General features: G+C 67.5%; 19 protein-coding genes and 1 tRNA gene. 10 read left to right on the top strand and 10 right to left on the bottom strand.

Annotation, left to right across the window (positions count from 1 at the left end):
- The first annotated feature begins 258 nt into the window (after positions 1 to 258).
- The gene (locus tag ACM0PK_RS11860; protein WP_065177500.1) at positions 259 to 1,062 is read left to right on the top strand and encodes an APH(3')-II family aminoglycoside O-phosphotransferase; all 804 of its coding nucleotides are present in this window, start codon (positions 259 to 261) and stop codon (positions 1,060 to 1,062) included.
- On the opposite strand, the gene ACM0PK_RS11865 is transcribed toward ACM0PK_RS11860, so the two are convergent.
- Positions 1,035 to 1,460, bottom strand: a complete 426-nt coding sequence (locus tag ACM0PK_RS11865; RefSeq protein ID WP_414607365.1) for a DoxX family protein — start codon at positions 1,458 to 1,460, stop codon at positions 1,035 to 1,037. The genes ACM0PK_RS11860 and ACM0PK_RS11865 overlap by 28 nt on opposite strands.
- Positions 1,461 to 1,605: 145 nt before the next feature.
- Between ACM0PK_RS11865 and ACM0PK_RS11870 the strand changes: the two genes are divergently transcribed.
- The 3 genes from ACM0PK_RS11870 (at position 1,606) to ACM0PK_RS11880 (ending at position 4,334) form a co-directional block, all read left to right on the top strand.
- Positions 1,606 to 2,196, top strand: coding sequence for a TetR/AcrR family transcriptional regulator (locus ACM0PK_RS11870; RefSeq protein ID WP_065185242.1), 591 nt, complete (start codon positions 1,606 to 1,608; stop codon positions 2,194 to 2,196).
- Positions 2,193 to 3,227 (top strand): heparan-alpha-glucosaminide N-acetyltransferase domain-containing protein, encoded by a 1,035-nt coding sequence (locus ACM0PK_RS11875; RefSeq protein ID WP_111201743.1) that lies wholly within the window; start codon positions 2,193 to 2,195, stop codon positions 3,225 to 3,227. Before ACM0PK_RS11870 ends, ACM0PK_RS11875 begins: the two co-directional genes overlap by 4 nt.
- 99 nt (positions 3,228 to 3,326) lie before the next feature.
- Entirely contained in the window at positions 3,327 to 4,334 is a 1,008-nt protein-coding gene (locus ACM0PK_RS11880) for an aminoglycoside phosphotransferase family protein (protein WP_414607364.1), read from the top strand.
- 141 nt (positions 4,335 to 4,475) lie between these two features.
- Here ACM0PK_RS11880 and ACM0PK_RS11885 read toward each other — a convergent pair whose 3' ends face one another.
- From ACM0PK_RS11885 to amaB, 7 genes are all read right to left on the bottom strand, one after another.
- On the bottom strand, positions 4,476 to 5,363 hold the full coding sequence (locus ACM0PK_RS11885; RefSeq protein WP_005416295.1) for a DMT family transporter: 888 nt from the start codon (positions 5,361 to 5,363) through the stop codon (positions 4,476 to 4,478).
- A gap of 29 nt (positions 5,364 to 5,392) precedes the next feature.
- The gene (gene murB, locus ACM0PK_RS11890; protein WP_111201741.1) at positions 5,393 to 6,454 is read right to left on the bottom strand and encodes a UDP-N-acetylmuramate dehydrogenase; all 1,062 of its coding nucleotides are present in this window, start codon (positions 6,452 to 6,454) and stop codon (positions 5,393 to 5,395) included.
- 8 nt (positions 6,455 to 6,462) lie between these two features.
- Positions 6,463 to 7,518, bottom strand: a complete 1,056-nt coding sequence (locus ACM0PK_RS11895; RefSeq protein WP_180884415.1) for a quinone-dependent dihydroorotate dehydrogenase — start codon at positions 7,516 to 7,518, stop codon at positions 6,463 to 6,465.
- Positions 7,519 to 7,526: 8 nt separating this feature from the next.
- A complete protein-coding gene (locus tag ACM0PK_RS11900; RefSeq protein WP_134970406.1) occupies positions 7,527 to 8,297 on the bottom strand; it encodes a class I SAM-dependent methyltransferase in 771 nt (256 codons plus the stop codon).
- 4 nt (positions 8,298 to 8,301) lie between these two features.
- Positions 8,302 to 8,586, bottom strand: a complete 285-nt coding sequence (locus tag ACM0PK_RS11905) for a DUF4190 domain-containing protein (protein WP_111201738.1) — start codon at positions 8,584 to 8,586, stop codon at positions 8,302 to 8,304.
- 160 nt (positions 8,587 to 8,746) lie between these two features.
- Positions 8,747 to 9,586, bottom strand: coding sequence for an SDR family NAD(P)-dependent oxidoreductase (locus ACM0PK_RS11910; protein ID WP_134970404.1), 840 nt, complete (start codon positions 9,584 to 9,586; stop codon positions 8,747 to 8,749).
- A complete protein-coding gene (gene amaB / locus ACM0PK_RS11915; protein WP_005416301.1) occupies positions 9,586 to 11,118 on the bottom strand; it encodes an L-piperidine-6-carboxylate dehydrogenase in 1,533 nt (510 codons plus the stop codon). Before amaB ends, ACM0PK_RS11910 begins: the two co-directional genes overlap by 1 nt.
- Positions 11,119 to 11,300: 182 nt before the next feature.
- On the opposite strand from amaB, the gene ACM0PK_RS11920 reads away from it, so the two are divergent.
- Together ACM0PK_RS11920 and ACM0PK_RS11925 are read left to right on the top strand one after the other, a co-directional pair.
- Positions 11,301 to 11,377, top strand: a tRNA-Arg gene (locus tag ACM0PK_RS11920).
- 78 nt (positions 11,378 to 11,455) lie between these two features.
- Positions 11,456 to 11,920 carry a GNAT family N-acetyltransferase gene (locus ACM0PK_RS11925; RefSeq protein ID WP_414607363.1) on the top strand — a complete coding sequence of 155 codons (465 nt, stop codon included), beginning with the start codon at positions 11,456 to 11,458 and terminating at the stop codon, positions 11,918 to 11,920.
- A gap of 26 nt (positions 11,921 to 11,946) precedes the next feature.
- Here the strand turns inward: ACM0PK_RS11925 and ACM0PK_RS11930 are convergent, their stop codons facing one another.
- The gene (locus ACM0PK_RS11930) at positions 11,947 to 12,306 is read right to left on the bottom strand and encodes a response regulator (RefSeq protein ID WP_069139920.1); all 360 of its coding nucleotides are present in this window, start codon (positions 12,304 to 12,306) and stop codon (positions 11,947 to 11,949) included.
- Positions 12,296 to 13,459 (bottom strand): two-component system sensor histidine kinase NtrB, encoded by a 1,164-nt coding sequence (locus ACM0PK_RS11935; protein ID WP_414607362.1) that lies wholly within the window; start codon positions 13,457 to 13,459, stop codon positions 12,296 to 12,298. The genes ACM0PK_RS11930 and ACM0PK_RS11935 overlap by 11 nt, the downstream gene beginning before the upstream one ends.
- Before the next feature lie 151 nt (positions 13,460 to 13,610).
- Between ACM0PK_RS11935 and ACM0PK_RS11940 the strand changes: the two genes are divergently transcribed.
- Genes ACM0PK_RS11940 through ACM0PK_RS11955 form a run of 4 tightly spaced genes read left to right on the top strand, consistent with a single transcriptional unit; the run spans position 13,611 to position 19,244 of the window.
- Positions 13,611 to 16,718: a response regulator gene (locus ACM0PK_RS11940; RefSeq protein ID WP_414607361.1), complete on the top strand. Its 3,108-nt coding sequence runs from the start codon at positions 13,611 to 13,613 to the stop codon at positions 16,716 to 16,718.
- Positions 16,715 to 17,539, top strand: a complete 825-nt coding sequence (locus tag ACM0PK_RS11945; protein WP_134969518.1) for a CheR family methyltransferase — start codon at positions 16,715 to 16,717, stop codon at positions 17,537 to 17,539. The genes ACM0PK_RS11940 and ACM0PK_RS11945 overlap by 4 nt, the downstream gene beginning before the upstream one ends.
- Entirely contained in the window at positions 17,539 to 18,114 is a 576-nt protein-coding gene (locus ACM0PK_RS11950; RefSeq protein ID WP_005416311.1) for a chemotaxis protein CheB, read from the top strand. Before ACM0PK_RS11945 ends, ACM0PK_RS11950 begins: the two co-directional genes overlap by 1 nt.
- Positions 18,111 to 19,244: a hybrid sensor histidine kinase/response regulator gene (locus ACM0PK_RS11955; RefSeq protein ID WP_072169055.1), complete on the top strand. Its 1,134-nt coding sequence runs from the start codon at positions 18,111 to 18,113 to the stop codon at positions 19,242 to 19,244. Before ACM0PK_RS11950 ends, ACM0PK_RS11955 begins: the two co-directional genes overlap by 4 nt.
- Positions 19,245 to 19,272 lie beyond the last annotated feature (28 nt).

A 19,272-nucleotide genomic window follows, 5' to 3' on the forward strand; every position in this document is an offset into this window, starting at 1 on the left:
CTGCGGCAGCCACGATCGGCTGCCAGAACGGTGCCCACTTGGCGAACGCGCGCAGGCCGCCGCGTTCGGCGGTAGGGGCCAGGCCGTGTCGTCGAACTGGCACCGATACCGTGGCAGCAGCCGTCGCTGCTGCAGGCGCTGGGACGCAGTGGCCGCCGACGGCCCGGTCAGCTCGCTCAGGCTGCCTCCCGCACGGGGGCGATGTGCGCCAGGATGAGCGAGAATGCGTAGGGTCACCGGCAACAGGAATCTCCTGGCATGGACGAGCACAACGCCACCACTGATGGCATGCCGCTGCCGTTGGCGTGGCAGAAAGCGTTGGCCGACGCGCGCATCGAGCGGCAGTCGATGGGTGTTTCGCGGGCCGACGTTGCCCGCGTGCTGCGGCCAGGTAGACCCGACGCCTTCCTCAAGTCGGAACTGATCGATGCCTTCAGTGAGCTGGGCGATGAGATCGCGCGCCTGCGCTGGCTCCAGGCACAGGGACAACCGGCGCCAACGGTGATTGCCACGGCCGAAGAAGCGGGCCGGCACTGGTTGCTGATGAGCGCGCTGCCTGGCCGCGATCTGGCTTCGTCGCCGGAACTCGCGCCGCAGCAACGGGTGGAGATACTGGCCGACGCGCTGCGCGGGCTGCATGCGTTGCCGGTAGCAGCCTGTCCGTTCGATCAGCGGCTGGCCTCGCGCCTGCCGGCCGCGCAGGCACGGGTCGAGGCGGGGCGCGTGGACGCCGATGACTTCGATGACGAACGCCTGGGACAGAGTCCACAGCAGGTCTTCGCCCAACTGTGCAGCACCCGTCCCGATCATGAAGATCTGGTGGTCAGTCATGGCGATGCCTGCCTTCCGAATCTGATGGTGGCCGAGGGGCGTTTCAGCGGTTTCATCGACTGTGGGCGGCTGGGCGTGGCCGACCGTTACCAGGACCTGGCGCTGGCCGCGCGCAGCCTGGTCCACAACTTCGGTGATACGCGCTGGGTCACACCGTTGTTCCAACGCTACGGCGCTGTGGCCGACGAGCGCCGGTTGGCGTTCTACCGGCTGCTCGACGAGTTCTTCTGAGCCCGCGCGCGGCTGGCGATGGCCGCGCAGATCAGGCCACCGACCACGCTCAGGTGTTCCAGTGCAAAGAACAGGGCCAGCTGCTGTTCCGCGCCGTGCTTGGTCCAGAAGGCATGCACGATGGCGATGGTCAGCAGCATGAATACCGCCAGCACGCCGCTGCCCAGCCAGAGCAGGCGATCAAGCAGCAGGCACAGTGAGCCACCCAGCAGCACCACGGCGCTGGCGAGGTTGAACAGCACAGGCGGTTGCAGCCCGGCCGCCTGCATTTCGGCCACGCTGTTGTCCCACGCCAGCAGCTTGGCCAGACCCGATGACAGGAACACCACGGCCAGCAGCAGTCGGGCCAGGAACCACACCACGCGGCTGTCGAGCAGGGCGGTGATCATCCGTGGCATGAAGTCTCTCCGGGTTGGGCTTGGAACGGGCCACGCAGCATCGGGCCTCAACCGCAGTTGAGGTCAAGGGCCGGCTGAACGGAACTCGCTGGTTGGCCGGGTTGCCATCTTCCAGTTGGACGAACGTTCGTTCATTATTGGCGCCATGAACCGAGCCGACCGCAACGCGCAACGCAACGCGCAGATCCTGCAGGCCGCCCTGCAGTGCTTCCTCGCCAAGGGATTCCACCAGACCAGCATGCGTGACATCGCGCAGGCGGCCGACGTCAGCCTGGGCAATCTCTACAACCACTTCCCTGGCAAGGAAGCGATCATCCTTGCAGTGGCCGTGGCCGAGAGCGAGGAATTGGCGCCGTTGCTGCAGCGGCTGGCCGTGGCCGACGGTGATCGCACGCAGGTGCTGGCGTTCCTGCAGGACTTCCACGCGCTGTGCAGCCATCCGGAATGGGCGACGCTCGCCGTCGAAGTGCTGGCCGAAAGCGCACGCAATCGGGCCGTGGCCGAGGCATTTGCGGCCAATCGCAGGCAGTTGCAGGCTGTGCTGGCCGAAGCCCTGCAGCAGGTGGCACAGCGTGAACGTCGGCGTCCCGTGCTGGCCCCGGCACTGCAGGCGCAGGTGCTGCTGGATGCCATCGAAAGCGATGCGCTGCGTCGCGGGCTGGGCGAAGCCGGTGGCACCGATGAGGCTCCGCTGGACCCTGGCCTGCTCGCGCTGCTGCTCGGTGCACGCGCATGAGCGCGGTTGGGCGGCGATTGCACGGCCTCGATCTGGCACGGTATCTGGCGCTGGCCGGCATGGTGCTGGTCAATTTCCGCCTGGCGATGGCCGTGCCGGCAGAGGGTCAGGGTTGGCTGGCCGGCTTCTTCCGTCTGCTGGAAGGCAAGGCCTCTGCGACCTTCGTCACCCTGGCCGGACTTGGCCTGGTACTGGCCACACAGCGCCTTGGCTGGATGCCGGCCGGCGCGCAGACCTGGCGGCGCGCGCTGTTCCTGCTGGTACTGGGCCTGCTCAACCTGACCCTGTTCCCGGCCGACATCCTGCACTACTACGCGGTGTATTTCGCGCTGGCGGTGCTGTGGCTGCGTGCGTCGTCACGGGTGCTGCTGGCCAGCATCGCCGGCCTGGCGGCCGGGTCGTTCTGGGCACTGCTGCACTGGAATTACAGCCAGGGCTGGAACTGGCAGACGCTGGAGTATGCCGGTCTCTGGCAGTGGCCGGGTGCCGCGCGCAACCTGCTGTTCAACGGCTTCCATCCCTTGCTGCCCTGGATGTGCTTCTTCCTGCTGGGCATGCTGCTGGCGCGCCTGCCGTTGTCACAACCGCGGGCGCAGCGTGCGTTGCTGCTGGTGGGCCTGCTGCTGATCGGCGCAGGCCAGGCCGTGCAGCACCTTGCACAGGGAACGCCCTGGCAGCCGTGGCTGGGAACGCAGCCGATGCCGCCGGGACCGGCCTACGTGTTGACCGGTGCGGGCGCAGCCTGCAGCGCGATTGCCGCGTGCCTCTGGATCAGCCGCCGGTATCCGGGGGATTGGCTGGAACCGCTGACTGCAGCAGGGCGAATGACCCTGACCCTCTACGTCGGCCACATCCTGCTGGGCATGGGTACGCTGGAATGGTTGGGGCTGCTCGATGGCAGCGCGTCGCTACCGACCGTGCTGCTGTGGGCGCTGTTGTTCCTGATGCTGGCCACGGGCGCAGCGTGGCTGTGGTCGTGGCGGTTCACGCGGGGGCCATTGGAAGCGGTGATGCGTCGCGTCGCCGGCTAGCACGTTGGTCGCGCAGGCACGATGTTGTGACGGACATGTCTGTGTCGTGGCGGGCACATCTGCGATAGTTGTCGCAGATAACACTTTCCGCTTGCATCCATGTCATCCGCTTCGGCGCAGCATCTCGGCGAAGTCCTCCAGCAATCCTATGGCATCACCGCGACCGCCGTGGTGCCACGCCCGGTTGGCGCCGATGCCAACGCCAGCGTGTATCGCATCGATGCACGGCGCGGGCAGTGGTGGTTGAAATGCCGCAGTTACCAGGTGGCCCCTGCCGTCTGGGACACCCTGCATTGGCTGCGCGGCACGCTGGGTATCGAGGAGATCGTTGCGCCCTGGCCGGCGCTGACCGGCGGGGCATCGGTGCAGCGCTGGGGCCTGCAGTTCACCCTGTTCCCGTATGTGGAAGGCCAGTCCGGTTTCGAGGCGGCATTGAGCCGCACGCAATGGCAACGGTTGGGCGAGGTCCTGCGGCGCCTGCACGACGCGTGCCCGCCACCGGCGCTGCAGGAAGCGCTGCCGAGCATCCGGATGGAAACCGCGGCGCTGGAGACCGTCGGGCAGTGGCTGGCCGGCGAAGGCCTGGCGGCTGCCAAGGATGGGCTGGGCCGTGCCTTCGTCTCCGTCTGGGACCAGCAGCACGCGCGCATCGCGGCGCTGCACGCGCAGGCACTGCAGCTGCACGCGGCGTTGCAGGATGTGCCGGTGCGGCTGCACCTGTGCCACACCGACCTTCATGCCGGCAATCTGCTGATGGGCAATGACGGCGGCCTGCACCTGATCGACTGGGATGGCCTGTCGCTGGCACCGCGCGAGCGCGACCTGATGTTCATCGGTGGCGCTGTCGGCGGGCGCTGGGGCCGCGAGAACCCGGTGGGATTCGAGGAGGGCTATGGCAGTGACCGCGGCGACCCTCGCTGGATCGCCTGGTGCCGTCACTGGCGCATCCTGCAGGACCTGATCGAGTTCCAGCAGGTCCTGCTGGGCAGCGATGGAGAGGACCGGTCGCCGCAGCTGCGCCGGCAGTCGCTGCATTTCCTCAGCGAACAGTTCGCACCGGGCAATGTGTTCGACGCGGCCGAGCGGGTGTATCGCGCGCTGGATTAGGTTCTGGGGCGTTGCCAGGATCACCCGGGTAGTGCCGACTGCTGGTCGGCTATCGCGCGCAGCGCGGGATTTTCCAGCTCCGAACGGAAAGCAGCCGACTCACAGTCGACTCTACCCAGGGCTTGTCCATCGAGGCGGTTTTCATTCGGCGGGCTTCGCCGCTGATGAGGCGGCTGCGCTGGCGGCGCGGCGCGAAAGTACGGCCTCGCGGTGGGCAATGTAGGCGTTGGCGGCGAGGATGATGCCGGCGCCGATGATCGTCCAGCGGTCCACGCTTTCGTTGAAAAGCAGCCAGCCGAACAGCGTTACCAGCGGCAGCTGCAGGAAGCTGATCGGGGTCAGCGCCGAGACTTCACCCAGGCGCAGCGCCCGCGTCCACAACAGCTGGCCGATGGTGCCGAGCACGCCGGTGGCCAGCAGCCACAGCCAGGCCATGCCGCTCGGCCAGACCCAGACGAACAGCGCCGGAACCAGCGACAGCGGCACCCAGAACACGTAGGTGTAGAGCACCACGGTATCGGCGCTGTCGACGCGGGTGAGCTGCTTGATCTGGATCGCCACCAGCGAACTGAGCACCGCTGCGGCCACGGCGACCAGGCTGCCCGCGGTGAAGCCGGCGGTACCGGGTCGCACGATCACCAGCACACCGATGAAGCCGACCACGACCGCGGCCCAGCGGCGCACGCGCACGGTTTCACCCAGCCACAGCACGGCGGCAATCGTGACGAACAGCGGCGTGGAGTACGACAGCGACACCGCCTGCGCCAACGGCAGGTGGCCCAGTGCCCAGAACGCGCACAGCATCGAGCCCAGGCCAATCGCACTGCGCACGAAATAGCGCGGCAGCTGTTGCGTCTTCAGCGGAGCACGGCCCGGCCGCAGCAGCATCGGCAGCAACGCCAGCAAGCCGAAGGCATTGCGGAAGAACGCCACTTCCTGGGTTGGCACGTACCGGGTGGCGTAGCGGATCGCGACCGCCATCAGGCCGAATGCCATCGTGCTGCCAAGCATCAGCAGCGCCGCCCGCATCGGGGCGCTTGGGGAAAGGGCGGGGGTATTCACCACTGTGCGCCGAGCAGGCGGGGCTCCGGTTCGATCGGCACACCGAACTTCTCCAGCACCGAGGCCGAAATGCGGCGCGCCAGCGCCAGCAGTTCAGCGCCGCTGGCATTGCCGTGGTTGACCAGCACCAGCGCGTGGCTTGGCGCCACGCCGGCATCACCTTCGCGGAAGCCCTTCCAGCCGCAGGACTCGATCATCCATGCCGCCGAGACCTTGCGCTTGTCATCCTGCTCGGCCGGGAACACCGGCAGGTCGGGGAAATGCTGCAGCAGCACGTCGACCTGTTCCAGCGGCAGCACCGGGTTCTTGAAGAAGCTGCCGGCGTTGCCCAGTACATCCGGGTCGGGCAGCTTGCGGCGGCGGATCGCGATCACGGCATTGGCCACGTCCACTGCGCTCGGCAGCTCCACGCCCTGTGCCTGCAGTTCCTCGCGGATGCCGGCGTAGTCCATGCGCAGATCATGCAGCAGTGGCAGCTTCAGTTCGATGGCGGAGATCAGATAGCGATCGGGTTGCTGCTTGAACACGCTGTCGCGGTAGGCGAAGCCACACTGTTCGTTGTCCAGCCGCACCCAGGCCTGCTCCTGGCAGTCCCACGCTTCGACCGCCTGGATGAACTCGCCGACCTGCGCGCCATAGGCACCGATGTTCTGGATCGGCGCGGCACCGGCCGTGCCGGGAATCAGGGCCAGGTTTTCGAGGCCAGACAGGCCTTCCTGCAGCGACCACATCACCAGGCCATGCCACGGCACGCCGGCACCGGCACGGATCACCGCATGGTCGGCGCGGTGTTCAAGGAAACTGATGTCACGGTTGCCGAACACCAGCACGGTGCCGGGCAGGTCCTCGGCGATCAGAACGTTGCTGCCGCTGCCCAGCACCAGCAGCGGGCCGCTGGCCACCTCAGGCAATGCCAGCACGTCCGGTAGCAGCGCGGCATCGTGCAGTTCCAGCAGCTGCGCGGCGCTGGCCTGCACATGAAAGGTATTCAGCGCCTGCAGCGGCGCATTGCGGGTGAGCGTCCAGCGCAGCGGGGCGTTGCCGGCGATGGTATCCATGGGCGCGCTCACAGTGGGGCCACCGCGCCGCGGCTCGGCGCTTCACGGCGGCGACGGATCGCCTCCACGCATTCGGAAACCAGCGCCGGTCCACGGAAGATCAGGCCGCTGTAGCACTGCACCAGTGCGGCACCGGCCGCCATCTTGGCTACCGCATCGGCGCCGGACAGGATGCCGCCGACGCCGACCAGCGGCACCGATTCGGGCAGGCGCGCGCGCAGGCGGCGCAGCACCAGCGTGGACTGCTCCAGCACCGGTGCACCGGACAGGCCGCCAGCCTCATTGGCCAGCGGATCGCCGGCCACCTTGCTGTGGTCGATGGTGGTGTTGGTGGCGATCACGCCGTCCACCTGCAGTTCGCCCAGCACGCGGGCGGCGGCGTCGATATCGCGTTCGCTGAGGTCCGGCGCCACCTTCACCAGCATCGGCACGCGTCGGCCGTGGCGGGCAGCAAGGTCTTCCTGGCGGTCGCGCAGCTGGCTGACCAGCTGGCGCAGCGCGGTCTCTTCCTGCAGCTCACGCAGGCCGGCGGTGTTGGGCGAGGAGATGTTGACGGTGATGTAGTCGGCCAGCGGATAGACCTTGTCCAGGCAGGCGATGTAATCGTCCACGGCCTGTTCGTTGGGCGTGTCCTTGTTCTTGCCGATGTTGATGCCGAGCAGGCCGCGGCGGTTGCGCGCGCGCTCGACATTGCGCACCAGCGCGTCCACGCCCGCATTGTTGAAGCCCATGCGGTTGATGATTGCGTTGTGCGCCGGCAGGCGGAACAGGCGCGGCTGCGGATTGCCGGCCTGCGGACGCGGGGTGATGGTGCCGATCTCGACGAAGCCGAAGCCGAGCGCGAACAGTGCATCGATGTGCTCGCCGTTCTTGTCCAGGCCGGCGGCCAGGCCGACCGGATTGGGGAAGGTCAGCCCGAACACCGTGCTGGGCATCGGCGCGATGCGTGCGGCCAGCAGCGGCGTGGTGCCGGTGCGATAGGCCAGGTCCAGTGCGGACAGGCCGAGGCCGTGGGCGCGTTCGGCGTCGAGCGAGAACAGGAAGGGGCGGGCAAGCGAATACATGCGTCGGTTCAGTCCAGCGTGCCGAGGAAGGCTCGGGTTCGATATTCAAAAGCGACCTGGCCGTCCACCGCATGGGCGGCGAACAGGTCCTGCAAAGCGTCGATCATCGGCGCGTGGCGGGGATGACCGGATTGGGGTGCGTAGGAGGAGGACAGCAGGCGCCCGCGCAGGGCGTCGAAGTCCAGATGCTGCACGTTCGGCAGCTCTACCCTGCCGCGCAGGCCGGGGCCGAACCAGGCCTGCATGGTGGCATCGTCCTGGTAGCGCTCGGCCACAGCGGTGTAGTCGGTGCCGTAGTCCAGCAGCAACTGTTCGTAGCCGATCAGGAACGGGCTGGCATCGAGCAGGCGCGAATTCCAGTAGATCAGTGCCTGGCCACCGGGGCGCAGGATGCGCTGCCACTCGGCGCGCACCGCCACGGTGTCGAACCAGTGGAAGGCCTGCGCGACGCTGACCAGATCGATGCTGGCATCGTCCAGTGTGGTGGCCTCGGCGCGGCCGTCCACCGCACGGAACTGCGGGTACTGCGGTGCCAGCCATTCCTCGGCCGCGCCCCGCATGGCGGCGTTGGGCTCAACCGCGACTACTGGATGGCCGCTGGCCAGGAACAGGCGACTGGAAATACCGGTGCCGGCGCCGATATCGGCGACCACGGCCTCGCGGCTGACGCCCATCGGGCCATGCAGCCACTCCAACAGGGCGGGCGGATAATCGGGCCGGTAGCGGACGTAGTCGGCGACGCGGCTGCTGAAGCGTTCAGTGCTGTCGGAGGCGGTCATGGCGTCAGTTCGACACTGCCGCCAGCCATGCCAGGCCGCCGAAGAACAGGATGAAGACCAGGATGGCGGCAAGCACGGCGCCGACCATGACCCAGCCCAGCACCAGGCCGGTAACGGCCAGGCCGTCGCCTTCCAGTTCATGCGGGCGGCGGCGGATCTCGGCGCGGGCCATGTGGCCGGTGATGATGGCGACGATGCTGGCCACGAAGGGCAGGATGGTCCAGCTGGCGATGCCCATGACCAGGCTGACCACGGCCAGGGCGCTTGTCTGTCGGGGTGCCACGCTCATCGGGTCCTCCTTGGCAGTGTGCACATGATAGTGCCTCTGCCCGGGCAATCCCATGGGCAGTGCCCTGTAGAGCCGAGCCCATGCTCGGCTGCCCCCTTGGGCTGATGCGGGATCGACCGCGTCTTGCGTGCAAGCCGAGCATGGGCTCGGCTTTACAAATTCAGCCCATCAACACCTGGCCGCCATCCACGTTGAGCACGCTGCCGGTAACCCAGCGCGCCAGTGGCGAGCACAGGAACAGGGCGGCGTCGGCAATCTCGCGCGGATGGCCGAAGCGGCCGAACGGGATCTTCGCCAGGGTGCCGTGGTACAGCGCTGGATCCTCGATCCGGCGACGGTCCCAGAGCCCGTCATCGAACTCGATCGAGCCCGGTGCGATGGCGTTGACCCGGATCCGGTCCTTGGCCAGCGCCAGCGCCTGCGAGGTGGTGTAGTGCGAAAGCGCGGCCTTGGCAGCGGCGTAGGGCGCGCCGCCGGGACGCGGCTGCTGCGCGGCAATCGACGACAGATTAAGGATGCAGGCATCGCCGGACGCGCGCAGCCAGGGCAGGGCCAGGCGCGAGGCACGCACGGCCGCCATCAGGTCGATCTGCAGGCTGGCGGCCCAGCCCTCCTCATTGTCGGCCATGCCGTAGCCGGTGGCATTGTTGACGAGCACATCGATGCCGCCGAGGGCATCGGCGGCGGCCTGCAGCCAGGCCTGGATCTGGCCAGGATCGGCCAGATCGGTGGAAAACGCATGCAATGGCGTGCCCTGCGCCTGTGCATCGGCGCACAGGGCCTCCAGGCCGGCCTGGCCGCGCGCGCAGACCGAGACCTGCGCACCGGCACCAGCAAAGGCCAGTGCCATTTCACGACCAATGCCCTTGCTGCCGCCGGCAATGAGCACGCGGCGGCCGCTGAAATCGAGGATCGGAGCCCCTGCGGGGATCCGACCCTGGGCATGGGTCAGATCCCCGGAGGGACTCTGACCCACAGACGTGTCCGCGTCGTTTGCCATCACAGGTCGAACTTGATGCCCTGCGCCAGCGGCAGCGAATCCGAATAGTTGATGGTGTTGGTCTGGCGGCGCATGTAGACCTTCCACGCATCCGAACCGGACTCGCGGCCACCGCCGGTGTCCTTCTCGCCACCGAAGGCGCCGCCGATCTCCGCACCGGACGTGCCGATGTTGATGTTGGCGATGCCGCAGTCGCTGCCGGCGGCCGACAGGAACTTCTCGGCGGTCTTCAGGTTCTGGGTGAAGATCGAGGACGACAGGCCCTGCGGCACGCCGTTCTGCATGTCGATGGCTTCGTCGAGGGTGTCGTACGGCATCACGTACAGGATCGGTGCGAAGGTCTCGTGCTGGACCACGGCGTCGCTGTTCTTCAGGCCCGTGACGATTGCAGGCAGCACGAAGTTGCCGGCGCGGTCGATGCGGGTGCCGCCGGTCTCGATGGTGCCGCCAGCCGCCTTGGCCTGGGCGATGGCATCGAGGAACTGCTGCACGGCGCCTTCGCTGTTCAGCGGGCCCATCAGGTTGGCGGCATCGGTCGGGTCGCCGATCTTGCCTTCCACCTGCTTGTAGGCCTTGACCAGGGTGGCCAGCACGTCGGCGTAGATCGAGCGGTGCACGATCAGGCGGCGGGTGGTGGTGCAACGCTGGCCGGCAGTGCCGACCGCACCGAACACGATGCCCGGCACGGCCAGCTTCAGGTCGGCGGTTTCGTCCAGGATGATCGCGTTGTTGCCGCCCAGTTCCAGCAGGCAGCGGCCGAGGCGGCGTGCGACCTTCTCGTTGACGGTGCGGCCGACCTGGGTCGAGCCGGTGAAGCTGATCAGCGGCACGCGGCGGTCATCGACCATCTTTTCCGACAGCGCGGTGCCGGCATCGTTGATCAGGAAGAAGATGTCCGGGAAGCCCGCTTCGCGCAGGGCATCGTTGCAGATCTTCAGCGAGGCGATGGCGGTCAGCGGCGTCTTGTTGGACGGCTTCCAGATGCACACGTCGCCACAGATCGCCGCCAGGAACGAGTTCCAGCTCCACACCGCGACCGGGAAGTTGAAGGCCGAGATGATGCCGACCAGGCCCAGCGGGTGGTACTGCTCGTACATGCGGTGGCCGGGGCGCTCGGAATGCATGGTGTAGCCGTACAGCATGCGGCTCTGGCCCACGGCGAAATCGGCGATGTCGATCATCTCCTGCACCTCGCCATCGCCTTCCGGCTTGCTCTTGCCCATTTCCAGGGCAACCAGCGAACCCAGAGCGTCCTTGTGCCTGCGCAGCGCTTCGCCGCACAGGCGCACGGCTTCACCGCGGCGCGGCGCCGGCGTGGTACGCCAGACCTTGAAGGCTTCCTGGGCGCGGGCGACGACGGTCTCGTACTCGGCCTCAGTGGTGGCGCGGACCTGCGCGATCGGCTCGCCGGTGGTCGGGTTGACCGGGGTGATCAGCTCACCGCTGGTCGCGCTCGACCACTCCCCGTTGCCCAGGTACGTGCCAGCGTTGATCGCGTCCAGGCCAAGGGACTTGAGCAGCTCGGAAGACATGCAGACTCCTGTGTTTCGTTACGTTGTTTGGCGCCATCGCGGGCAGTGGGGGACGCGATGAACTGAATCGCCGATGGTAGCAGAGCGCCCCGTCCGGCCATGGTGCAACGCGCCAGGGGAACCGGGTGGAACATGAATGCTTGGAGGGCAGGGCACGTTGCCTGTAAACTTCCCGGCTGCATGGCCCCGTAGCTCAGCTGGATAGAGCGTCCCCCTCCTAAGGGGAAGGTCGCCCGTTCGAATCGGGCCGGGGTCACCATGTTCGCGGCGCCACGTCCGCGCGCTGCACGCGAGGTCACTCGGATATGCTGGCGCCTCACCCCGCGATCCGGCCGCCATGGACCACCGCCTGCAGCCCGTGCAACCCCACGACTACGCGCGCATCGCCGGGTGGCTGGATTCGGCCGCAGCCACGCTGCGGTGGGCCGGACCGGGCGTGCCCTATCCACTGCCACCCGATCAGTTCGAGAACGTATTGCAGCTGCGCGAACGCCCGGGATGGCTGCTGCTGGCAGAAAACGGCATGCGCGTGGGTTTCGGCCAAGCCTGGCGCACCCAGCCGGGTACGATGCATCTGGGCCGTCTGCTGGTTGCCCCGCAGGCGCGGGGCCGCGGTCTCGGGCGTGGGTTGGTGCAGGCGCTGATCGAGCAGGCGTTCCAGTCTGATGCCGTTCAACGGCTGACCTTGCGGGTCTATCGGGACAATGCCGCCGCAGTTGCGTTGTACCGGTCCTTCGGCTTCGAGCCGGTGAACACTGCATCCACGCCGGCGCTGCTGTTCATGCAGCGGGCCCGGCGCTGAGCATGGCCACGCAGGCCGGTACGCCTTCAGTCCTGCCTGAGCAGTTCAACCAGCTGGCGCAGGCGATAGGGCTTGGGCAGGAACTCCACCTGCTCCGGAAGCGGCGGCAGCTGCGAACGCGCATAGCCGGAGGACAGGATCATGCGTGCATGCGGCTGCTCACGCGCGACGTGCTCGCTGAGTTCAATGCCGGACATGCCATTGGGCATGCTGACATCGCTGAACACCACGTCGAAACGTGCGTCGCCCTTCAGCAACGCAGCGGCTTCATGCCCGTCGGCGGTGGTGGACACCTCGATGCCGAAATCGCGCAGGGCCATGCCGATCATCTCGCGCAGATCGTTCTGGTCCTCCACCATCAGTACGCGGATCGGGTCATCGGTCATGGGTAAATTCCTCGGTTGCGGGTAGCAGCAGGCTGACCGTGGTGCCGACACCGGGCGTGGTGGACACGTCGACGAAGCCGCCGCTCTGGGTAGTGAATCCGAACACCTGGCTCAGGCCCAGTCCGCTGCCCTTGCCGATGTCCTTGGTGGTGAAGAAGGGCTCGCTGGCCCGCTCGGCGATGTCGGCGGCCATGCCGTGGCCTTCGTCGCAGACGCTGAGGGTGACATAGCCGCGTTGCAGCGTGGTGTCCGCATCCGGGTCGAGGCGGTGTTCCAACGCGGTGCCGATCAGGATGCGGCCGCCATCGGCGGTGGCCTCCACGGCATTGGCCACCAGGTTCGCCAGGGCGGTCTGGAGCTGCATCCCATCGGTACTCACCTGCGGCAGGCCCGGGGTGAGATGGGCTTCCAGTACCACCGTGGGCGGGCAGGCGCGTTGCAGGTCCGGCAGCCACTGCCGTACCAGCGCATTGATGTCCACCGATTCCCGGATCAGGGTCTGGCCGGTGCTGAAGGCCAGCAGCTGGCGGGTCAGCAGCGCGCCGCGGTCGGTGGCTGCCTGCGCGGCATCCAGCAGCTCGGCTGCGCGTGCATCGTCACTGCTGACACGCAGCGACAGCAGGTCAAGGGCGTTGCCGATGGTGGTCAGCAGGTTGTTGAACTCATGTGAGAGGCCGCGACTGAGCCGGCCGACCGTCTCGAACTGCTGCGTATTGCGCAGCGCACGCTGGGCATCGCGCAGCAGCCGCTGCGCCTGCCACTGCTCGGTGATGTCACGGGTGATCTTGACGAAGCCGAGCAGTTCGCCGGCTTCCACGACCGGCTCGATGACCACGCTTGCGCGGAACGACGAGCCATCGCGGCGAACGCGCCAGCCCTCACTGGCGACATGCCCCTGCTGCGCTGCGACGCGAAGCAGGCGCTGGGGTTCACCGGCCTCGCGGTCGGCGGCCAGGTAGAAGCGGCTGAAGTGCGTTCCCACCACTTCATCGGCTGAATAGCCTTTGATACGTTCGGCGCCCGGGTTCCAGCTGCACACGATGCCTTCAGGATCAAGCAGGTACAGCGCATGGTCGCGCACGCTGTCGATCAGCAGTCGCAGTTGTCGGGAAGGGTCCGTCAGCACGGACGTCGTAGAAGCGGCTGCGTCCACGTGTAAATAAGTGTTACCCCTGTGAGGGACGTGAAGCTAGGCATTCAAGTGTGAAGGATGCGTGCAAACCTGACACGTGCCATTTGTCCTGTGCGGCTGAATGCGACACGGAGTACCATCTTCCACCCTTTGCCTTCTGGAACCGACCTGCATGCGTCCTGGTGCGACTACGCGTGACCGCTGGATCTGGATGACGTCCGCCGTGCTGCTGGCCGCGACCATCGCGTTGGAACTGGTCGTCCCGCTCGGCTACGCAGTATGGCTGGCCTACTTCCTCGCGGTCGGCGTGACGGTGTTCCAGCGCAGTGCACGCGCGCCGTTCGTGGTCGCGGTGATCGCCTGTGTCCTGCTGGTGATCGGCTTCAACGTTGCGCCAGCCAGCAACAATTCGTCGTTCTCGCTTGTCAACCGTACCGTCGGTGGCTGCGCCTTCCTGATGATCGCACTGATCGTCTCGCGCGCGATCCAGGCCCGGCGCCAGGCGATGCGCGCGCTCTGGCTGCAGGAGGCCGAGAACGCGGTGGCGATGAGCCTGCGCGGTGACCTCGGGCCGGAGCAGATCGCCGAGGCGGCAGCAGTAAGCCTGGCAGGGCAGCTGGATGCAGAGGTCGGTGCGGTCTATCGCCTGGACGGCGGCCGGCTGCAGCTGACCGGTGGCGTGGCGCTGCCCTCTGGGACGCCGGCCTCCCTGGCCCTGCACGAAGGACTGGCCGGGCAGGTTGCCCGGGACGAACGCATCCGCCACCTGCACGGCGAAGATGCTGCCGTGCTCGAACTGCAGACCAGCCTGGGCCGGCTGCCGGTGCGCGAGCGCATCCTGGCGCCGATCAGCAGCGATGGTGCGGTGGTCGGTGTGATCGAGCTGGGCCGCGCGCGGGCGGGTGAACAGCGTGATCTGGATCGCGAGCTGCTGGAGCGCTGCGCCGACACCATCGGCATGGCATTGCGCGCATCGCTGCTGCGTGCGCAGCTGGTGGTGTTGCTGGAAGAGTCGCAGCGCCAGGGCGAGGAGCTGCAGGCCCAGCAGGAAGAGCTGCGTGTGGCCAACGAGGAACTGGAAGAGCAGAGCCGCAGCCTGTTGCAGTCGCAGAGCCACCTGGAAGAACAGCAGGCTGAGCTGGAACAGAGCAACGTGCAGCTGGAAGAGCGCACCCATGAGCTGGAGGCGCAGAAGCAGGCACTGCTGGTTGCGCAGAGCCAGCTGGTGCGCAACAGCAACGAGCTGGCGGCGACCTCGCGCTACAAGTCCGAATTCCTGGCCAACATGTCGCATGAGCTGCGCACGCCGCTGAACAGCTCGCTGATCCTGGCCAAGCTGCTGGCCGACAACAAGGACGGCACGCTGACCGAGGAACAGGTGAAGTACGCGCGTGCGATCCTGTCGTCCAACAACGACCTGCTGGCGCTGATCAACGACATCCTCGACCTGTCGCGCATCGAGGCCGGCCATGTCGAACTGTCCGATGAAGTGGTGGTGGTCGAGAGCGCGCTGCAGCGCCTGCGCGAGACGTTCGAGCCGATGGCGCGGCAGAAGGGCCTGGCCCTGCAGATCGAAGCCGACGCCGTGGCACCGACCCAGATGGTGGTTGACAGCCAGCGGCTGCAGCAGATCCTGAAGAACCTGCTGGCCAACGCGGTGAAGTTCACCGAGCATGGCAAGGTCAGCCTGCACGTGCGTGCCGGCGGCAACGGCCGCATCCGGTTCGAGGTCTGTGACACCGGCATCGGCATTGCCCGCGAGCAGCTGGATGTCATCTTCGAAGCGTTCCGCCAGGCCGATGGCAGCACCCGCCGTCGCTACGGCGGTACCGGCCTGGGCCTGTCGATCTCGCGCGATCTGGCCGAGCGCATGGGCGGCGGCATCCAGGTCGACAGTGAGCCCGGGCGCGGCAGCTGCTTCATCCTGGAGCTGCCGTTGCAGGGTGCGCCCGCGGCGAGCGCAGCCGACGCTGCCGAGGTCCCCGCGGCAGCGCCGCCGACGGCGCCGGCCGTGCTGCCGGCCGCGCCCGTACGCACTGCGACTGCGGCAGCGCCGGTCACTGCGATGGCCGGCGTAGCCGACGACCGCGGTCGCCGCCAGCGCGCCGGGCGCCTGATCCTGGCGGTCGAGGACGATGCCACGTTCGCCGAAGCGCTGGTGGCGCTGGCCCATGAACTGGAGTTCGACTGCGTGGTGGCGGGCACGGCGGAAGAGGCGCTGGCCCTGGCCAGCGAACTGCGCCCGAACGGCATCCTGCTCGATATCGGCCTGCCGGACGTGTCGGGCCTGAGCGTGCTGGAACGCCTGAAGCGCAACCCGGACACCCGCCACATCCCGGTGCATGTGGTCTCGGCCACGGACCGCAGCCAGGTGGCGCGTGAGCTGGGCGCGATCGGTTTTGCGATCAAGCCGACCACGCGCGAGCGGCTGGTGACGGCCATCGAACAGCTGGAACAGACCAGCCAGCGCGACATGCGGCGGCTGCTGATCGTGGAGGACGACAACGAGCTGCGCCACAACCTGGAACTGTTGCTGGGCCGCGACCAGCTGCAGATCGTCGCCGTAGGCACCCTGGCCGGCGCACTGGAACAGCTCAGTACGGTCACGTTCGACTGCATGGTGATGGACCTGTCGCTGCCCGACGGCAGTGGCTACGACCTGCTCGAGCACATGGCCGGCAACGACGATGTCGGTTTCCCGCCGGTGATCGTCTATACCGGCCGCGCACTCAGCCGCGAGGAAGAGCAGCGACTGCGCCGCTATTCCAAGAGCATCATCATCAAGGGCGCGCGTTCGCCCGAGCGCCTGCTGGACGAGGTGACCCTGTTCCTGCACAGCGTGGAGGCCAACCTGCCCAGCGACCAGCAGCGCCTGCTGCGCGAGGCCCGCCGTCGCGACACCGTGCTCGACGGTCGGACGGTGCTGCTGGCCGAGGACGACGTGCGCAACATCTTCGCACTGTCCAGCGTGCTCGAACCCCTCGGCGTCACGCTGGAGATCGCGCGCAATGGCCAGGAAGCGGTGGATCGCCTGGCCGAGCGCGAGGTCGACCTGGTGCTGATGGACATCATGATGCCGGAGAAGGATGGCCTTGCTGCGATGCGCGAAATCCGCGCGCAGCGCCACCTGCGGGACCTGCCGATCATCGCGCTGACCGCCAAGGCCATGCCGGACGACCGTGAGCGCTGCCTGCAGGCCGGCGCCAACGACTACATCGCCAAACCCATCGACGTCGACAAGCTGGTCTCGCTGTGCCGGGTCTGGTGCTCGCGGCAATGAACGAGCAGGCCCTGTTCGACCTCGAGCTGAAGGTGCTGCTGGAAGCGCTTTACCAGCGCTACCACTACGATTTCCGCAGTTATGCGGTGTCGTCGCTGCGCCGGCGGATCCGCCAGGCCATGCAGCGCTATGAGTGCGAGCGGCTGGCCGACCTGCAGCACCGCCTGCTGCACGAGCCGGACCTGTTCGCGCAGGCGATGCAGTTCTTCACCGTGCAGGTCTCGGAGATGTTCCGCGACCCGGCCTATTTCCGTGAGCTGCGCGAGCAGGTGGTGCCGGTGCTGCGCACCTACCCGTCGGTGAAGCTGTGGGTGGCCGGTTGCAGTACCGGCGAGGAAGTGTGGTCGCTGGCGATCCTGTTGCACGAGGAAGGCCTGCTGGAGCGCAGCATCGTCTACGCCACCGACATCAATCCGGCAGCCTTGGCCAACGCCGAGGCCGGCGCCTATGGCATCGACCGGATGGCCCAGTTCAGCCGGAACTACCTGGCGGCCGGTGGCACCGCCTCGCTGTCCGACTACTACGCCACAGCCTACGATGGCGCGGTGTTCGATCGCCAGCTGCGCCGCAACGTCGTGTTCGCTGACCACAGCCTGGCCACCGACACCGTGTTCTCCGAGGTGCACCTGGTGTCGTGCCGCAATGTGCTGATCTATTTCAACCGCGATCTGCAGGACCGCGCGGTGGGCCTGTTCCGTGAAGCGCTGGTGCATCGCGGCTTCCTTGGCCTGGGCAGCAAGGAGTCGCTGCAGTTCGGGCGCCACCACGGCGCGTTCGAGACCTGCTCGCGGGAGCATCGCCTGTACCGGAAGGTTGCCTGATGGCACCGCCGACACGACCGGCGGTGCTGGTGATCGGGGCCTCGGCGGGTGGGGTCGCGGCGCTGCAGGCGGTGCTCGGCGCGCTGCCTGCGGCTCTGCCGGCGCCGGTGCTGGCCGTGCTGCACCTTCCGCGCGATCGCAGCAGCCGCATCGCCGAAGTGCTGGCGCCGTACTGCGCGCTGCCGGTGCGCGAGGCCGAAGACAAGCAGCCGCTGCAGCCTGGCACGGTGACCTTTGCGCCACCGGACTATCACCTGCTGGTGGAAGACGCCGGTTCGCTGGCGTTGTCGGTGGACGCACCGGTGCTGTTTTCCCGCCCGGCCATCGATCCATTGTTCGAGTCGGCTGCGGCCGTGTTCGGCGCGCAGGTACTGGCCCTGCTGCTGACCGGTGCCAGCAGCGATGGTAGTGAAGGGGTGGCCGCGGTGCGCGCCGCCGGCGGCCGCGCCTGGCTGCAATGTCCCGAGGAGGCCGAGGCATCGATGATGCCGGCCTCCGCCCTGCAGCACGCCGGCGCCGATGCCGTGCTGCCCCTCGAACTGATGTGCCGTCGCCTGAAGGAGCTGTTTGCATGAACCTGTTGCCGCCGGACCCTGCGCAGTCGCAGACCCCGGTCAACCTGCTGATCGTCGATGACGTGCCGCAGAACCTGGTGGCCATGCAGGCGCTGCTGCAGCGCGAAGGCGTGAACCTGCTGCTGGCGGGCTCGGGCGCGCAGGCGCTGGAACTGCTGCTCGAGCATGAGGTGGCGCTTGCCCTGCTGGACGTGCACATGCCGGAGATCGATGGCTTCACCCTGGCCGAGCTGATGCGCGGTTCACACCGCAGCCGGGATGTGCCGATCATCTTCCTGACCGCCTCGCCGGACGACCCGCTGCGCGCGTTCAAGGGCTACGAAACCGGCGCGGTCGACTTCCTGCACAAGCCGGTGGCGCCGCAGGTGATCCTGAGCAAGGTCAATGTCTTCATCGAGCTGTACCAGCAGCGGCAGCTGCTGAAGGCGCGCAACGAGGCGCTGGAGCGCTCGCTCAAGCTCAACGAGACGATGGCGGCGGTGCTCACCCACGATCTGCGCACGCCGCTGTCGGCGATCCTGCTGTGTGCCGACAAGCTGGCGCTGGAGCTTCCTGCGGGCAATGACGGCGCGCAGCAGACCCTGAAGCACCTGGAGGCCAGCACGCTGCGCATGGCGCGCATGGTCGAGCAGCTGCTGGACTTTTCGCGGATCCGCAGCGGCGGGCTGCGCCTGCAGGCCAGCGCCTGTGATCTTGCCGAGGTCACGCGTGCGGTGGTGGCCGAAGCGGGCAGCGCCCACGGCCACGCACGGGTGCATCTGGATATGCTGGGCGATACCCGCCTGCAGGGTGATCTGGATCGGCTGGGACAGGTTGCCGCCAACCTGATCGGCAATGCGCTCACCCATGGCAGTGAGGCGCGGGTGGAGGTGGACGGCCGTGATCCGCGCAGCGTGCTGCTGCGGGTGAGCAACGCGGGACGGATCGACGACGCGCTGCTGCCGCGCCTGTTCGAGCCGTTCAAGGCCAGCTTCCATCCCAGCAATGGCCTGGGGTTGGGCCTGTATATCGTCGATCAGTTCGTGCGCGCGCACGGCGGGCATATCGCAGCGCGCAATGAAGCCGGTCAGGTGGTGTTCGAAGCCCGGTTGCCGAGGCGCGTAGAGGCGCTGCCGGCGGCCGCTACCTGAATTCTTCAGGAAACACCCGCGGGCACTG

It is taken from the genome of Stenotrophomonas sp. FR010, assembly GCF_047520755.2.
GTDB classification, from domain to species: domain Bacteria; phylum Pseudomonadota; class Gammaproteobacteria; order Xanthomonadales; family Xanthomonadaceae; genus Stenotrophomonas; species Stenotrophomonas sepilia.